Here is a 15,604-nt window from a genome sequence, read left to right as displayed (position 1 = left end):
GGCGTAAATCTTGCCGCGTTGGAGATCGGCGAAACCCGAAATGCCAGCCAATCTCCCCCCTTGCGGGGGAGATGTCCGGCAGGACAGAGGGGGGTGGCTGGGCGCAAGCTTCAGGCCCTTTGGGCGAAATACGTCAAGGCCTCACCTGTCCAGACCCGCGCACGCGGTATTTGAACGACGTCAGTTGCTCGACGCCCACCGGTCCGCGCGCATGCATCTTGCCGGTGGCGATGCCGATCTCGGCGCCCATGCCGAACTCGCCGCCGTCGGCGAACTGCGTCGATGCGTTGTGCAGCAGGATCGCCGAATCGATCTCGTTGAAGAATTTTTCGACCGCTTGCGCATCCTCGGCGACGATCGCCTCGGTGTGATGCGAGGAAAACGTCTCGATGTGATCGATCGCACCCTTGATACCGTCGACCAGCTTCACCGCGATGATGGCATCGAGATATTCAGTCACCCAGTCGGCATCGGTCGCCGGCCTGGCGTCGAAAAACACTTTCAGCACCTCGGCATCGGCATGGATCTCGCAGCCGGCCGCGCGCAGTGCGTTGAGGATCGGCACCAGATGCGTGGAGGCGACCGCGCGGTCGACCAGCAGCGTCTCTGCGGCACCGCAGACGCCGGTGCGCCGCATCTTGGCGTTAACGGCGATCCGCACCGCCATTTGGAGCTCGGCCGAACGGTCGATGTAGAGATGGCAGATGCCTTCGAGATGCGCGAAGACCGGCACCCGTGCCTCGGCCTGCACCCGCCCGACGAGGCTTTTGCCACCGCGCGGAATGATGACGTCGAGCATACCGCCCAAGCCTTTCAGCATCTCGCCGACGGCGGCGCGGTCGGTGATCGGCACCAGTTGGATGGCGTCCTCCGGCAGGCCGGCTTCCTTCAGCCCTTCGACCAGGCAGGCGTGGATGGCGGCCGAGGAATTGAGCGAATCCGAGCCGCCGCGCAGGATTACCGGATTGCCGGCCTTGAGGCACAGCGCGCCGGCATCGGCGGTGACGTTCGGGCGGCTCTCATAGATGACGCCGACGACGCCGAGCGGCGTGCGCACGCGCTCGATATGCAGACCGTTCGGCCGATCCCATTGTGCGATCACGTCGCCAACCGGGTCGCGCAATTCGGCGATCTCCCTGATGCCGTCGGCCATGGCGCGAATGCGCGCCGGATCGAGCTTCAGCCGGTCCATGAAGGAGGCGGAAAGCCCGGATTCCTGGCCGTTCGAGACATCGATGGCGTTGGCGTCGAGAATGTCTTGCTGCCTGGCGACGATCGCCTCGGCCATGGCGGCAAGTGCAGCATTCTTGGCGGCGGTGGTGGCAATGGCCAACGGTCGGGCGGCAGCGCGGGCGCGGCGGCCGATATCGGCCATCAGCGCCACTGTGTCTTCTCCGGATTTTTCATGCTGCTTCAGCATGCTCATCCTCCGCTTATGGCGCCACCGGCCAGTACTTGGTCGCTAGCCCCTACTTGGGCACCAGAATGACTCACCACAAGGTCGTCGCGGTGGATCATCGCCGAACGCGCCTCGTAGCCGAGCACGGTTTCGATCTCGGCCGTCTTCAGGCCCGCGATCCTTACGGCATCGGCTGCATCGTAGGCAACCAGCCCGCGCGCGATCTCGCGGCCCTCGGGCGACAGGATCGCCACCGTGTCGCCGCGCGAGAAATTGCCGCTGACCAGCTTGACGCCGGCCGGCAGCAGCGACTTGCCCGACAGCAGCGCGCCGATGGCGCCGGCATCGACTGTCAGCCGGCCGGCCGGTTCGAGTTGGCCGGCGATCCAGGTCTTGTAACCCTTGACCGGATTGGAACTCGGCCGGAAGAAGGTGGCGCGTTCGCCGCGTTCGATCGCCATCAGCGGCGACAGCCGCGTGCCCGACGTGATGATCATCGCGGTGCCGGCGGCGGTGGCGATCTTGCCGGCATCGAGCTTCGTGCGCATGCCGCCGCGCGACAGTTCGGAAGCGGCCGCACCCGCCATCGCCTCGATATCGGGCGTGATCCGGTCGACCACCGGAATGAATTTGGCATGGGGGTCACGCGCCGGCGGCGCCGTATAGAGCCCGTCGATGTCTGAGAGCAGCACCAGGAGGTCGGCGCCCATCATGGTGGCGACGCGAGCCGCCAGCCGGTCATTGTCGCCGTAGCGGATTTCGGAAGTCGCCACCGTGTCGTTCTCGTTGATGACCGGCACTGCCTTCATCTTCAAGAGTGTCGAGATCGTCGCCCGCGCATTGAGATAACGGCGGCGCTCCTCGGTGTCGCCGAGCGTCAGCAGGATCTGGCCCGATTTCAGGCTGCCCTTGCCGAGCGCGTCCGACCAGGCGCCGGCCAATGCGATCTGTCCCACGGCTGCCGCCGCCTGGCTCTCCTCCAGTTTCAGGGCTCGCTTGCCGAGGCCAAGGATGGTGCGGCCAAGCGCGATGGCGCCGGAGGAGACGACGAGGATTTCAGCGCCGCCCTGCGCAAGCACCGCAATATCGTCGGCAAGCGAGGCCAGCCAGTCGCGCTTCAGGCCTGACGTTCGGTCGACGAGCAGCGCCGAGCCGATCTTGACGGTGATGCGCCGATATTTTTTCAGCGACTGCATGGCCTACTTGTCCCAGCGCGTCTCGACCGGGGTAGCCGTCCGCGCACGCGCCTCGCCCACCACCGACATCAGCGCCCGCAGCACCGCCTCGACGCCTTCGCCGGTGACCGCCGACAACAGCATCGGTGCTCGGCCGGCGGCACGCTTCAGCGAGGCGACTTTCTTCTTGCGCGCATCGGCGTCGAGCGTGTCGACCTGGGAAAGTGCCACAATCTCGACCTTGTCGGTCAGGCCGTTGCCATAGGCCTCAAGTTCCGCGCGCACGGTCTTGTAGGCTTTGCCCGGATTTTCCTCCTGCGCCGAAACCAGATGCAGCAGCACGCGCGTGCGCTCGACATGGCCAAGAAAGCGATCGCCAATGCCGACGCCCTCATGCGCGCCTTCGATGAGACCCGGAATGTCGGCGATGACGAACTCGCGCGCGTCGATCCGGGCGACGCCGAGGCCGGGATGCAGCGTCGTGAACGGATAGTCGGCGATCTTCGGCTTGGCCGCGGTGACCGCCGCCAGGAATGTCGACTTGCCGGCATTGGGCAGCCCGACCAGCCCGGCATCGGCGATCAGCTTCAGCCGCAGCCAGATGTTGAGCTCCTGCCCCGGCAGGCCGGGATTGGCGCGGCGCGGCGCCTGGTTGGTCGAGGTCTTGAAATGTTGGTTGCCGAAACCGCCATTTCCGCCCTTGGCCAGCAGAAAGCGCTGGCCGACCACGGTCAGATCGCAGATCAGCGTCTCGTTGTCCTCTTCGAACACCTGCGTTCCCGCCGGCACCTTCAGCGTGACATCGGCGCCCTTGGCACCGGTCATGTTGCGGCCCATGCCGTGGACGCCGGTCTTGGCCTTGAAATGCTGCTGGTAGCGGTAGTCTATGAGCGTGTTCAACCCGTCGACCGCCTCCAGCCAGACATCGCCGCCACGGCCGCCATCACCGCCATCCGGCCCGCCGAACTCGATGAACTTTTCGCGCCGGAACGACACCGAACCGGCGCCACCGTCGCCGGAGCGGATGTAGACCTTGGCTTGATCGAGAAATTTCATGGGATTGTACAGTTTCTACTAGTGGCCTTGCGGCATTGCTCTAAACCTTGGCCCTTGCTCTAAACCAAGGCGCGGCGAAGGGCGAGGCCGTTTTGTGACAATGGCCGCGTGGGATCGGCCGGAGAGATGCCGGAATGAAGCTTGTAACTTACAACATCCAGTACGGCATCGGCCTCGACGGGCAATACGATGTCGGGCGCATCGCTGATGCCGTGCGCGGCGCCGACGTGATCGCTTTGCAGGAGGTGACCCGCAACAATCCCAGGAATAGCGGCCGCGACATGGTCGCCGAGATCGGCGAGGCGCTGCCCGACTACTTCGCCGTCTATGGCAGCAATTTCGAGGCCAATATCGGTTCGCACATCGACAATGGCCGCGCCATCACGAAAACCTTCCAGCTCGGCAACATGGTGCTGTCGAAAACGCCTATTCATCTGTCGCGCAACCTGCTTTTGCCGCGCAGCCGCAGCTTCGAGATGATGAACTTCCAGCGTGGCGCGCTGGAAGCGCTGATCGAGACGCCGCTTGGTTTCATCCGCTTCTATTCCATCCATCTCGATCACCGCAGCCCCGTCGAACGCGCCAGCCAGATCCAGTTCTTGCGCCAACGCATGCTGAACTACGCGCTCGAAGGCGGCGCGCTGTCCGGCGTCGCCGAGATCGGCCTGCCGGAACTGCCGCATCCCGAAGCCTTTGTCGGCATGGGCGATTTCAACATGCTGGCCAGTTCACCCGAATATGTCGAACTCGCCGGCCGGCCGGACCATGAATTCGGCATGCCGCTGACCGCCGACTTTGCCGTCGATGCCGCCTTGCGCCTGAACGCCACCGGCGACGATCTCATCAGCTGGGTCGACCCGAAACAACCCACCGACCCCAGCCGCCACAAGCGCATCGACTATATCTTCACAAGCGCTTCGCTTGCCAGATCCCTGCAGCGCCTGTGGGTCGACCGGAAAGCTGACGGTTCGGACCACCTGCCGGTGTGGGTCGAACTGGGCTGATGGCCTTTCATCCGGCAGTGTTTTCACGTTTGACGATCGCCATCATGATCGTATCGCGGTATTCCCCGTCGATATGGACGGCGTCGCGCTGCACGCCCTCCCTGACAAACCCGACCTTGTCGTAAAGAGAGATGGCGCGAGCATTGTCGGAATGCACGGAAAGCTCGACGCGGATAAAGCCGGTCTTGCGCGCCTGTGCCAAGGTCGCATTGATGAGCCGCAGTCCCAGGCCACGCTCCCGATAGGAAGGAATGATCCCCATTCCGAGGGAGCCGCGATGCGCATGGATGAGCCGATCGTGGCGTGAGATGTCGCACCAGCCGACGACCTCGCCACGAACAACGGCCACGAACCCCGGATCGCCTCTCCCGATACGGTCCATTGCGAAACTTCTGACTTGATCCAGCGGTGGCGCCTCTAGGAAGGACAGGTACTTTCGCTCACGCGCGACGACATCGAGCGCGCGATGAAAGCTTTCGATATCCCCGGGCGTCATCGGCGCGATCGCGACCGTTTCAATATCGCTGCTGTCGACCATTGGCTTGACCGTCGTCACACATCAAAAATGTACCCAGTTCCGCAGGCTGGTCCAGGTCTTGCGATCGAGCCGGTAGCGCTCGACGGGAACCTGGCCGGCAACGATCGAGTTCAGCATGCCCTGGCCGGCATATTGGAAACCGCATTTGTGGATCACCCGCCTGGAGGCCGGATTGATGACCCGCGTCGAGGCCTGCAGAACCTGGATCGACGTCCTCTGGAAGGCGAGATCGACCAGCGCATGCGCTGCTTCCGTCGCATAGCCCTTCTTCCAGTAAGGCTCGCCGATCCAGTAGCCGAGTTCCAGCCCGCGTTCGGTGGTGTTGAGACCGGCACAGCCGACGAACGTGTCGGTTCCGGCCAGCGTCAGGGCGTAGGCGATGCCGGCCCGGCGCGACCTGGTCATGGCGAGGAAGGAGCGCGCCTCGGCCTCGCCATAGGGGTGCGGCATGCGTGCCAGCATTTCGGCGACATGACGGTTGTCGGCAAGTTCGACCAGTTGCGCGACATCGCCTTCATGGGGCGCCCGCATCACCAGCCGCTCGGTGACCAGCACCGGGCAGTCTATCGCGTAACTTCCGTCTTCTGAGTCTTCCGCTTCGGCAACCATTTGAAAGTCCTCCAGGCACAAGAAAAAGGGGAGATGGAAACCCATCTCCCCTGATCCTTTTCCTGGCTTTGCCAGACACCGGTTCCCGAGATGGGCGCCGGTGTTCTAGTGCGGAACCGGCTACTCCGCGGCTTTGGCAATCGGGTTGACCGATACGTAGGTTCGGCCGTTGGCTTTTTTGTTGAACGTCACGGCGCCGGTCTCGAGCGCAAAAAGCGTATGGTCCGTGCCCATGCCGACATTGACGCCGGGATGCCACGTGGTGCCGCGTTGACGAATGATGATGTTGCCCGGGATGACGGCTTCGCCGCCGAACTTCTTCACGCCCAGACGCTTGGAATGCGAGTCGCGACCGTTGCGCGACGAGCCGCCAGCTTTCTTGTGTGCCATCTAACTAACTCCGTTGCGCCGCAAGGCGCCTAAAAGGCCTTATGAACGCGTTCGCGTTCCGTTTCAAGTCCGATCCGGCGACCCAATCGCCAGAAAATTACTTCGCAGCCAATTCCTTGGCCTGCTCGCGCCAGTCCTTGATCTGGTCGGCGCTGAAGGGCATGTGCTCGTCGATCTTGGCGACATCCTTCTCGGTCAGCTTGGCAAGCTGGGCGAAGGTGATGATGCCCTGCTCGTTAAGATCCTTGGCTGCGACCGGGCCGATGCCCTTGATCACGGTCAGATCGTCCGGCTCACCCTTCGGTGCCTTGAACAGTGGCGCTGCGGCGGTCTCGGCTGCCTTTGTCTCGGCTGCCTTGGCCTTGGGCTCCTTCTTCGGCGCGGCTTCCGCCTGCACCTCGGTGGCGGCCTCGGCCTTCACCTTCTTCGGCGCCTTGGCCGCTGCCGTCTTGGTCGGCTTGGCGCCACCCAGCAGGATCTCGGAGATCCGCACGGTGGTCAAAAGCTGGCGATGGCCGATCTTGCGGCGCGAATTCTGCCGGCGGCGCTTCTTGAAGGCGATGACGGTGCGGTTCTTGCCCTGTTCGACGACTTCGGCGGTGACCACCGCGCCGTCGACGAACGGCGCGCCAAACGTGACATTCTCGCCTTCGCCATGCGCCAGAACGTGGCCGATTTCGACCATATCGCCGACATTGGCTTCAACTTTTTCGATCTTCAGGAGATCGTTGGCGGCAACGCGATACTGCTTGCCACCCGTTTTAATGACTGCGAACATTTTTTGCCTTTCGCTGTTCGGTCGGCCTTGATGAACCGCCTCTGGCAGTTCAGCCGTCTTTTTGTCAGTCTGCGGGTTCAAAAAACAAGCGGCGCGGAAGAACCCTCCACGCCGATTGCGCGCTGTCCCTAACCGAAGGTTGGGGGCGAGTCAAGGCAAACCAGCCGCGCCGTTTCCGAGATTGTCATTGGCGGGCACGGACCGGCTGTGCCGACATGCCCACGGCGTTGCCCCCCGCCTGGGCTGAGGATGGGTGACTGGTCGGCAATCTGCCTCGGGTCTCGCTGTACCCCACCAGCCGTGAATCCGCCGCTTGCCAAGCAAGCCAAATAACTGACGGATTGGCCTTGTAACCTGCCCGTTCAGCCGTTATCTAGTGCGCCGCGCCGGCAACGGCCGACCATGACCGCGGAGAGGTGGCAGAGTGGTCGAATGCACCGCACTCGAAATGCGGCATGGGTGCAAGCCCATCGGGGGTTCGAATCCCTCCCTCTCCGCCATTTAGCCCAAGAACCTGACATCTCCTGGGCTGCTAGCCGCCTGCCGCATATCGCGCAGCCAACAGGACAAAGCCGCCCGAGCCGGGACACTCTGGCCTTTGCGGAGGCGTAAAGCTTCGGCGATGGGCAGGCCCATTCGGCTCTCCGCACATGGTTTTCTGTCCGCAAGCGCAGCCATGTCGCTGTGAATTTGCCAGCCGGTTTGGCCCAAATGGGGGAAGTGGCCGGCCCAAGATCTCGTAATGGTTGGTTCGCCCAGCCAGTTAGGAGACCACTATGCGCAAAGCCTCTCTCGCCGTCACAGTCGTCGGCACGGCCTTCTTCAGTCTTTCCACTGTCGCATCGGCATGCGTGTCGATGGACGGCAACTTCGTCGTAAACAACTGCAATTATCGCGTCATGGGAAATTGCAAAGGCTCGGATGGCAGTTGGGGTGGCTTCGGACCCATCCGCCCGGGCGGTCGTGAGGTAACTTCCAAAAGACGCGATGCCGGCTGGGACGTCAGCTATTGCAATTACGATTCATGGGTGGCCGGCACATGTCGGCCGAAGGATCCCAGGCAAATGTAAGCCGCTTTCAAGCATGTCACTTTGCGGCTCGGCTCGTTGCTGACGATGTGGCCGGCGTCGAACACCGGCCACTCTGTCGGTGCACGATAAATCCGTTACTGCTCCTTCTTGAACAGGTCCTGGAAGATCAGCTGGCCCCAAGTGCGGCCGCGTGCGTGCACCAGTGCGCCACCCTCGTTGAGCTTCCCCAGCTTGACCGGTGCGAACCCGAGTTGTTTGGCTAAGGCCGCCACGGGAGCGATCGCGTCCTCGTCGTCGCTCGACAGGAAGACGACCCGGTGCCCGCCCTCCACGATCGGATCGGCAGCCAAAGTGGCCGCGATCAGGTGATTGAAGCCTTTGACCAACTTGGCGCCGGTGAACGCCTTTGCGACGAAAGCGGAGGACGGCAGACCGTCCAGCTCTTCAGGGACTGGAAACACGTTCGTCGCGTCGATGATCGTCTTGCCTTCCCAGCTTGACAGAGCCTTCGCAACATCTGGGTGCGACTCGAAACGAACCGCCAGAAAGACGATGTCCGCCTTGATCGCTTCCGCCAGCGTTTTCGGGATAATCGTGGGTCCGATCGCGGCCGCATCGGCTGCAAAGCTTTCCGGGTCGCGCGTGGTTGCCACGGACACTTCGATGCCGTTGCGGGCAAACGCCTTGGCAAGAGCGTGGCCGATCTTGCCGAAGCCAATAATTGCATAGCTCATGTATATTCTCCTTCAGTTTACCACGCCCTGCGGGCTCAAAATATCGAATGGAGTGACCGGCCGGGCGCAGGGCGTCAGATTTGCGCCAAGCCGCCGTCGACGGCTACCTCACTGGCGGTCATGAAGCTGCTGTCCGATGACGCGAGAAAGGCAGCCGCCGCTCCAATCTCAGCCGGATCGGCCATGCGCTGGAGCGGGTTCATCGAGGCAAAGGCCTTCAAGCCCTCCTCCCCTATCGCTGCCTTCGCGAGTTCGGTCGCTGTCGGCCCGGGCGACAGCACGTTTACCCGGATGCCGGTGCCCTTCAGGTCCTCCGCCCAGCTCCGCGCAAGATTGCGCACGGCCGCCTTGCTCGCGCTGTAGACGCTGAATGCGGGGGCGCCCGTGGTGCCGGCGCTCGATCCGGTCAGGATGATCGAACCGCCCTCGCCCATCAGCGGCAGCGCCTTCTGGACCGTGAAGATCGTACCCTTCACATTGGTGTCGAAGGTTTCGTCAATGTGCTCGGCGGTGATCTCGCCGAGCGGAAGCAGGCCTCCCGCCCCGGCATTGGCGAAGACGATGTCGAGGGTTCCGCGCTCGGCCTTCACCGCTACGTAGAGCCGGTCGAGGTCGGCCTCGTTGGAAACCGAGCCTTTCACCGCGCGGGCATTAGGCCCGAGGTCGGCCACGGCGGCATCTAGCGCTTCCTGCCGGCGGCCGAAGATGAAGACGAAGGCGCCCTCCTCGATGAAGCGCTTCGCTGCGGCGCGGCCGATGCCGGTGGCGCCACCCGTAATAACCGCAACCTTACCGTCTAGTTTTCCCATAACTCAATCCTTCCAGGCTCTGTCTTTGGTCGTTCGGGTAAGCCCCGAGAACCTCTAGATGGGCCCGTCAGAGTCACGCCGTGAGTGCGGAAGCGCGCACATCGGTGGTGCAAAATCGATCCGCTTTCAGGAACTGACGCCAGCCGTGACGATCCGTGTCCGCCATTCGGAATTGCGCCGCCCCTGTCGACATAAGCTATGATGTCCCGCCCGTACTGCTGTAGCATGCGTTAGATACGGGCTTTGGAAGGCGCACCGCGCGGTGCCGGATTGCACCATGATCGACTGGGATGACATTCGCTACTTTCTTGCCGTCGCGCGCGGAGGCTCGGTGCGGGCTGCCGGCGCGCAGCTCGGGGTGAATCACTCGACCGTGCTGCGACGCGTCGCCCAGCTCGAGGAACGCCTCGGAGCGCACATGTTCGAAAAGCTGCCTTCGGGCTACCGCCTGACGGCTGCGGGCGAGGAGGTCCTCGATCTCGCGAACCAGATGGAAGCGTCGTCGCACCAGCTGGAGACGCGCGTCTTCGGGCGCGACCAGGGTGTGCGCGGGCTTCTGCGGGTGACGCTGGCACCTCCCCTCGCGACACACCTGCTCATGCCGGACTTCGCCGATTTCGCGCGTCTGCACCCGGACATCGAGATGGAAATCCTGTCGTCCGGCGAGCTGGCAAATCTGACCAACCGAGAGGCCGACGTCGCGATCCGCGTCGTCTACGACCGCAAAACCCTGCCGCTCAATCTTCACGGCCTGAAGGGACCGGAGGTGTTCGGCGGCGTCTACATGTCCCGCGATCGCCTGGCCGCGTGGCGTGCGGGCGCGCCTGATCCCATCCGGTGGATCGTCATAAGCGTTCATGGAATTCCAGAGTGGGCCGGCGCGGGTGAGGTTCGCACCGCGGGGGTTCCATTCAGGACCACGGACGCCGAGGCGCAGATCGTTGCCGTACGGCAAGGTCTCGGGATCACGACACTGCCGTGCTTCGTCGGAGATGCCGACCCCCTGCTGGTGAGGGTGCCGGGCACCGACCTGCACATGTACGGAACGCTCTGGCTTCTCACACAGGGGGAGACACGCAAGACGAAGCGCGTGCGGCTCTTCACGGAGTTCGTATCCCGCAGGCTCGCCGCCTACGCTCCGCTTTTCACGGGACTGTCCATATCGCGCGACTGACGCCCGGCGGGTCGACGCTGCGGTGGATAGGCGGATAGCGGCACCTATTGCGGTTGCAGATGCTCAGCCATGAAGTCGATGAACGCCTCAGTCTGGGCCTGATCTGTCGACTGGCCGGCCAGAGAACATTGAACTGATCGGTCTCGGCGGGGGCATGGGCGGTGGAGGAATGGGCGGCGACGGAACAGGAGGTTTCGGAACGGATGCCTTCTCCGAAGATCCCTATGCTTCAGGGCGCGTGACCAGTCGCTGATCTGACCTCAGGCCGAACCATCGGATTGGTGCTCGGCAATCGCACTCAGAAAAACCTGGCCGAACTCCTTCAGCTTTGCCGCCCCAACCCCATTCACTTCAGCGAAGGCGTCGAGGTCGTTTGGGCGGCGCTCTGCCATGTCGATCAGGGTGCGATCGGAAAACACCACATAGGCCGGCACCTGGCGCTCCTTGGCGAGCCGCAGTCGCAAGGTCTTCAGCGCGGCCAGCAGCCCGGTGTCCACATCCGATTGCCCGAAATCCTGCCCGGAGCGCGTCTTGCCGCGCAAGGCGCGGCTGCGTACCTCGACACGATAATGGAACGGCACCTCGCCACGGCCAAGCGCCTGGCCCTTTTCGGCGATGGCGAGCCCGCCATGGCCGGCCGGATCCGGGATCAGGAACCCGCCGGCGACGAGTTGCCGGATCAGCGACAGCCAAAAATCCTTCTTATGCGCCAGCCCGCTGCCGAAGCTGGCAAGTCTCTGGTGGTTCCTGGCCAGCACCTTCTCGGTTTCATGGCCGAGCAGAATGTCGATGACATGGCCGGCACCGAAGCGTTCGCCACTCTGGGCGATGGCTGCCAGGATGATCCGCGCCTCCGCTCCGCCATCGGCGCGCGGCGCCTGGTCGAGGCAGGTGTCGCAATTGCCGCAAGGCTGCGCTTCTTCGCCGAAATAGCCGAGCAGCACCTGGCGGCGGCACTGCGCCGTCTCGCAATAGCCGATCAGCGTGTCGAGCCGGCCATGCGAGCGCCTCTTGTGCTCGGGCGGCGCATCCTCGTCGTCGATGAACATCCGGCGCATGCGGATATCGCCAAGGCCGAACAGCATATGCGCCTCGGCGTCCCGCCCATCGCGGCCGGCGCGGCCGATCTCCTGGTAGTAGGCCTCCAGGCTGCCCGGCATGTCGGTGTGGAAGACATAGGCGACATCAGGCTTGTCAATACCCATGCCGAAAGCGATGGTCGCCACCATGACGACGCCTGAAAGAGTCATGAAGCTGTTCTGGTTGGCGTCTCGCGCCTCCTTGCTCATGCCGGCATGATAGGCGAGCGCGGTCACGCCGTTCTTCTCGAGGAAGGCCGCCATCTCCTCCGTCTTCTTGCGCGACAGGCAGTAGACGATGCCGCTGCGGCCGGGATGGCGCTCGACGAAGCGCAGCAATTGCCGCTTGCTGTCCTGCTTGGCCTCGATGGCAAGCTTGATGTTCGGCCGGTCGAAGCCCAGCACCAGGGTCTCGACGCGCTCGGCAAACAGCCGAGATTCGATGTCCGTGCGCGTGCCTTCGTCCGCCGTTGCCGTCAGCGCGATGATCGGCACATTGGGAAAGATGCCGCGCAGACGCGACAGGTCCTCGTATTCGCGCCGGAACGCCGGCCCCCATTGCGAGATGCAATGCGCCTCGTCGACGGCGATCAGGCTGACATCGAGCCTGGCCAGCGCCTCGAGCATCCGCTCGGTCATCAGCCGCTCCGGCGCGAGATAGAGCAGGCGCGTCTGGCCTGAGGCGACGCGACGCCATGCGGCGATATTGGCATCGCGGTCGATCGAGGAATTGATCGTGTCGGCCGCCACGCCGGCAAGCCGCAAGGCGGCGACCTGATCCTGCATCAGCGCCACCAGCGGCGAAACGACAATGGTGAGCCCACCCAGGACCAGTGCCGGCACTTGGTAGCAGAGCGATTTGCCCGCACCTGTCGGCATGACGGCCAGCACATGACGCCCAGCCAGCAGCGCGTCCATGACATCGGCCTGGCCGGGGCGAAAATCATCGAAGCCGAACACGTCTTTCAGCACGCGCCGCTTGGGATCTCGCTCTTCTGTCGCGACGGCCGCCGGTGCCTGCATCACCGCGCGTCCACGGTCGGCGTGCTTATTGGCATGTCATAGCCGAACTCGGCGCAGAAACGCCGGACGCCGACGAGAAATGCCGGGGGCAGACCGTCGAGATAGGTCCTGAATTCTTCATTCCGTTCCCATTTTCTCAACGAAGCCACCCGGATCGGATTGTCCGGATCCTCGCTGAAACGAATGCGCGGTGTCAGTCCGAACGACTGCGCGATTCTGTCCTGCTGCGCATCGGGCGCGCCGATCATGTCTTCGTAGCGGACAAAGAGTATCTGCCGGTGCGGTTGTGCCTTCTTCAGCCGGGTCAGCGCGTCGTATTCGGCCAGCCAGCGATGCGGCGTGACGTGGAACCGACGCTCGTGGCGTGTTTGCGGATGCGAACTTGTCAGCGTGTCGAATGGATGGCGCACACAATAGATCAAGCTGATGGAGGGAGGTAGCTTCGCCAGATGCGCAAAACCGCGCGCATCGCGCTTGACGACGAGGTTCGATTCCGGCCGATCCAGCATGTCCAGCATTGTGTATCGCGCTTCGGGCGGATGGACGAAAATATCCCCGAAACACCTCATCAGCCGCTGTGTCAGCGTCGTCCCGCTGCGCGCGCAGCCCGAAATGAAAATTCTGTTGGCGGGCGTTGCGCGTGCGTATGTGCGTCTTTGCATGCGCTGTTTCAGAGACAGCGGCACGAATCGCAGAAACTCCCGCATAACCCTTCGCGCGGCCGCTCCAAACGCAGCCTCAAGCCTGCGCGCGCCCTTCATCCGCAATTCCGCTGGCGCAATGCGGCAACCCGATCTTGCATCAGGGCCACCCGGGACGAAACGCGCCGCCTGCGGGCCACGGCCAAGATGCTCATCGCCGATGCCTGCATCAGGCAGACACCGGGCTGCAATTTCGTGGATTGGAGAGGATGTGGAAACCGGTCAAAACGACTCTCCGCATGGGCACCTTGCCTTAGCGCAGCTGACACCGGACCACAACCAGAACAAGCCGGCACAAGGAAAGCCTGCGGCGCGAACGCGGAAGCTGACCGATTGATCCAAGGCTCGCCGCAGCACCTTCCCTTGCGAGACCTGCACCCCCGCTGGATTCCGCCACGCACCACGATGTAAGCTCGGCCCGACAAGTCAGGGAGGGCGCGATGCTGCAGGCCATTCAGGATGCTCTCGGCGAGCGGTTTCGGTTGCAGCGTGCTGCCTTCGAGACGCAGCCTTTCCCCAACTTTGGCATCCGCAAGGATCGCCTGAAACGCCTGTTGGCGTTGACCGAGCGGCATGAAGCCGACATCTGCACCGCCATCGACACCGACTTTGGCGGCCGTTCCGCGCATGAGACGCGTCTTGCGGAACTGTTCGTCGTGCGCGCCGGTATCCGCCACGCGCTGTCGCACCTCAGGGGCTGGATGCGCGAACGCCGCGTTGTCACCACCATGCCGTTCCTGCCCGGCCGAAATCGCCTCGTCCCGCAGCCGCTCGGCGTCGTCGGCATCGTGTCGCCCTGGAATTATCCTTTCCAGCTCGCCGTCGCGCCGGTCACGGCGGCACTCGCGGCCGGCAATCGCGTGCTTATAAAACCTTCCGAATTGACGCCGGCATTTTCAGCGCTGCTGGCCAAACTCGTTGCCGAGCATTTCGCACCCGATGAGCTCAGCGTCATCAGCGGCGACGCGGAGATGGGAAAGGCCTTCGTGTCGATGCCTTTCGATCATTTGCTGTTCACCGGCTCGACCGCGGTCGGACGCCAGGTCGCGATCGCCGCGGCCGCCAACCTGACCCCGGTCACGCTCGAACTCGGCGGCAAGTCGCCGGCAATCTTCGATCCGTCATGCGATCTCGACGCGGCGGTATCCAGCATTGCCTATGGCAAGCTGTTGAATGCCGGGCAGACCTGCATCGCGCCGGATTATCTGCTGGTGCCGAAGGGACAGGCAGGCACGGTCGCTGCCAAGCTCGCAACGGCGATCACGAAGCTCTACCCAACCCTGCGCGACAACCCCGATTATACCGCCATCATCAGCGAGCGGCACCACCAGCGCCTGCGCGACATGATCACCGAGGCGCGTAATGCCGGCGCCGATGTCACCGAAATCAACCCGGCCGGCGAGGCATTCGGCGCGACAAACCGGAAATTGCCGCCGACCCTGGTCCGCAACGCCGGCGCAAACCTGCGGCTGATGCGCGAGGAGATTTTTGGGCCGGTACTGCCCATCGTCGAATATGCCGGGATCGACGAGGCGATAGCCCATGTGAACGGGGCGGACCGGCCGCTGGCGCTCTACTGGTTCGGGCGCGACAGCGGCAACCGTCAACGCATCCTGCATGAGACCGTCGCCGGCGGCGTCACCATCAACGACTGCATGCTGCATCTGGTGCAGGAGAACCAGCCTTTCGGCGGCGTCGGCGCCAGCGGCGTGGGCGCCTATCACGGCGAATGGGGCTTTCGCACCTTCAGCAAGGAGAAGCCGGTTTTCCTGCAGTCCCGGCTGAGCGCGGGAGCCTTGTTGCGCCCGCCCTACGGCAAGACGTTCGAGCGGCTCTTCAGCCTGCTCCGGCATATCACCTGACCGACGCAGTCACCGCCATCACGAACACCCGGCGCGTTAAGCCTATGTTCACCATCATGCGGCAGGTTCGCATCCTGCGGTCATGTCTTGAGTACCGCGGCGCCACAAGCGCCCAGGCAACAACCCGCGCCTCTTTTGAGGTGCGGGTCTTCCCTGGCTAGAGCGTTTCATATTTTGACGGAAGCGTAGCCTGCGTTTTCGAAGTAGTTCTTGCATTCGGCTGCCTCGATTGTTTCGACGAG

General features: G+C 63.5%; 14 protein-coding genes and 1 tRNA gene. 4 read left to right on the top strand and 11 right to left on the bottom strand.

Annotated elements, in window-relative coordinates; translation table 11 throughout:
• Positions 1-133: 133 nt before the first annotated feature.
• Genes NKI69_RS27795 through obgE form a run of 3 tightly spaced genes read right to left on the bottom strand, consistent with a single transcriptional unit; the run spans position 134 to position 3,630 of the window.
• Positions 134-1,420: a glutamate-5-semialdehyde dehydrogenase gene (locus tag NKI69_RS27795; protein WP_352440998.1), complete on the bottom strand. Its 1,287-nt coding sequence runs from the start codon at positions 1,418-1,420 to the stop codon at positions 134-136.
• Positions 1,421-1,422: 2 nt separating this feature from the next.
• Entirely contained in the window at positions 1,423-2,595 is a 1,173-nt protein-coding gene (proB, locus tag NKI69_RS27790) for a glutamate 5-kinase (RefSeq protein ID WP_023811780.1), read from the bottom strand.
• Positions 2,596-2,598: 3 nt separating this feature from the next.
• Positions 2,599-3,630: a GTPase ObgE gene (gene obgE, locus NKI69_RS27785; RefSeq protein ID WP_352611367.1), complete on the bottom strand. Its 1,032-nt coding sequence runs from the start codon at positions 3,628-3,630 to the stop codon at positions 2,599-2,601.
• Between the two features lie 134 nt (positions 3,631-3,764).
• Between obgE and NKI69_RS27780 the strand changes: the two genes are divergently transcribed.
• On the top strand, positions 3,765-4,634 hold the full coding sequence (locus NKI69_RS27780) for an endonuclease/exonuclease/phosphatase family protein (protein WP_352722967.1): 870 nt from the start codon (positions 3,765-3,767) through the stop codon (positions 4,632-4,634).
• A 7-nt stretch (positions 4,635-4,641) separates the two neighbouring features.
• Here the strand turns inward: NKI69_RS27780 and NKI69_RS27775 are convergent, their stop codons facing one another.
• The 4 genes from NKI69_RS27775 to NKI69_RS27760 all read right to left on the bottom strand — a co-directional run bounded on the left by NKI69_RS27775 (position 4,642) and on the right by NKI69_RS27760 (position 6,949).
• Positions 4,642-5,172, bottom strand: a complete 531-nt coding sequence (locus NKI69_RS27775) for a GNAT family N-acetyltransferase (protein WP_352611366.1) — start codon at positions 5,170-5,172, stop codon at positions 4,642-4,644.
• A gap of 21 nt (positions 5,173-5,193) precedes the next feature.
• Positions 5,194-5,781 (bottom strand): GNAT family N-acetyltransferase, encoded by a 588-nt coding sequence (locus tag NKI69_RS27770; protein WP_023811776.1) that lies wholly within the window; start codon positions 5,779-5,781, stop codon positions 5,194-5,196.
• Positions 5,782-5,901: 120 nt separating this feature from the next.
• On the bottom strand, positions 5,902-6,171 hold the full coding sequence (gene rpmA / locus NKI69_RS27765) for a 50S ribosomal protein L27 (RefSeq protein ID WP_013529063.1): 270 nt from the start codon (positions 6,169-6,171) through the stop codon (positions 5,902-5,904).
• Between the two features lie 97 nt (positions 6,172-6,268).
• Positions 6,269-6,949: a 50S ribosomal protein L21 gene (locus tag NKI69_RS27760; protein WP_352441000.1), complete on the bottom strand. Its 681-nt coding sequence runs from the start codon at positions 6,947-6,949 to the stop codon at positions 6,269-6,271.
• Between the two features lie 410 nt (positions 6,950-7,359).
• Here NKI69_RS27760 and NKI69_RS27755 point away from each other — a divergent pair.
• Positions 7,360-7,449 (top strand) — tRNA-Ser (locus NKI69_RS27755).
• Positions 7,450-8,114: 665 nt separating this feature from the next.
• Here NKI69_RS27755 and NKI69_RS27750 read toward each other — a convergent pair.
• On the bottom strand, positions 8,115-8,714 hold the full coding sequence (locus NKI69_RS27750) for an NADPH-dependent F420 reductase (RefSeq protein ID WP_128304050.1): 600 nt from the start codon (positions 8,712-8,714) through the stop codon (positions 8,115-8,117).
• Positions 8,715-8,788: 74 nt separating this feature from the next.
• On the bottom strand, positions 8,789-9,523 hold the full coding sequence (locus NKI69_RS27745; RefSeq protein WP_352722966.1) for an SDR family NAD(P)-dependent oxidoreductase: 735 nt from the start codon (positions 9,521-9,523) through the stop codon (positions 8,789-8,791).
• Positions 9,524-9,800: 277 nt separating this feature from the next.
• Between NKI69_RS27745 and NKI69_RS27740 the strand changes: the two genes are divergently transcribed.
• Positions 9,801-10,697, top strand: coding sequence for a LysR family transcriptional regulator (locus NKI69_RS27740; RefSeq protein WP_352722965.1), 897 nt, complete (start codon positions 9,801-9,803; stop codon positions 10,695-10,697).
• Positions 10,698-10,957: 260 nt separating this feature from the next.
• Here NKI69_RS27740 and recQ read toward each other — a convergent pair whose 3' ends face one another.
• On the bottom strand, positions 10,958-12,799 hold the full coding sequence (gene recQ / locus NKI69_RS27735; protein ID WP_127294236.1) for a DNA helicase RecQ: 1,842 nt from the start codon (positions 12,797-12,799) through the stop codon (positions 10,958-10,960).
• A complete protein-coding gene (locus NKI69_RS27730) occupies positions 12,799-13,560 on the bottom strand; it encodes a sulfotransferase family protein (protein ID WP_352722964.1) in 762 nt (253 codons plus the stop codon). The genes recQ and NKI69_RS27730 overlap by 1 nt, the downstream gene beginning before the upstream one ends.
• A 380-nt stretch (positions 13,561-13,940) precedes the next feature.
• Between NKI69_RS27730 and NKI69_RS27725 the strand changes: the two genes are divergently transcribed.
• Positions 13,941-15,362 carry a coniferyl aldehyde dehydrogenase gene (locus NKI69_RS27725; RefSeq protein ID WP_352722963.1) on the top strand — a complete coding sequence of 474 codons (1,422 nt, stop codon included), beginning with the start codon at positions 13,941-13,943 and terminating at the stop codon, positions 15,360-15,362.
• Positions 15,363-15,604: the final 242 nt, after the last annotated feature.

It is taken from the genome of Mesorhizobium sp. M0491 (assembly GCF_040321265.1).
GTDB lineage: Bacteria > Pseudomonadota > Alphaproteobacteria > Rhizobiales > Rhizobiaceae > Mesorhizobium.
This window is presented reverse-complemented; position numbering and strand designations above follow the sequence as displayed.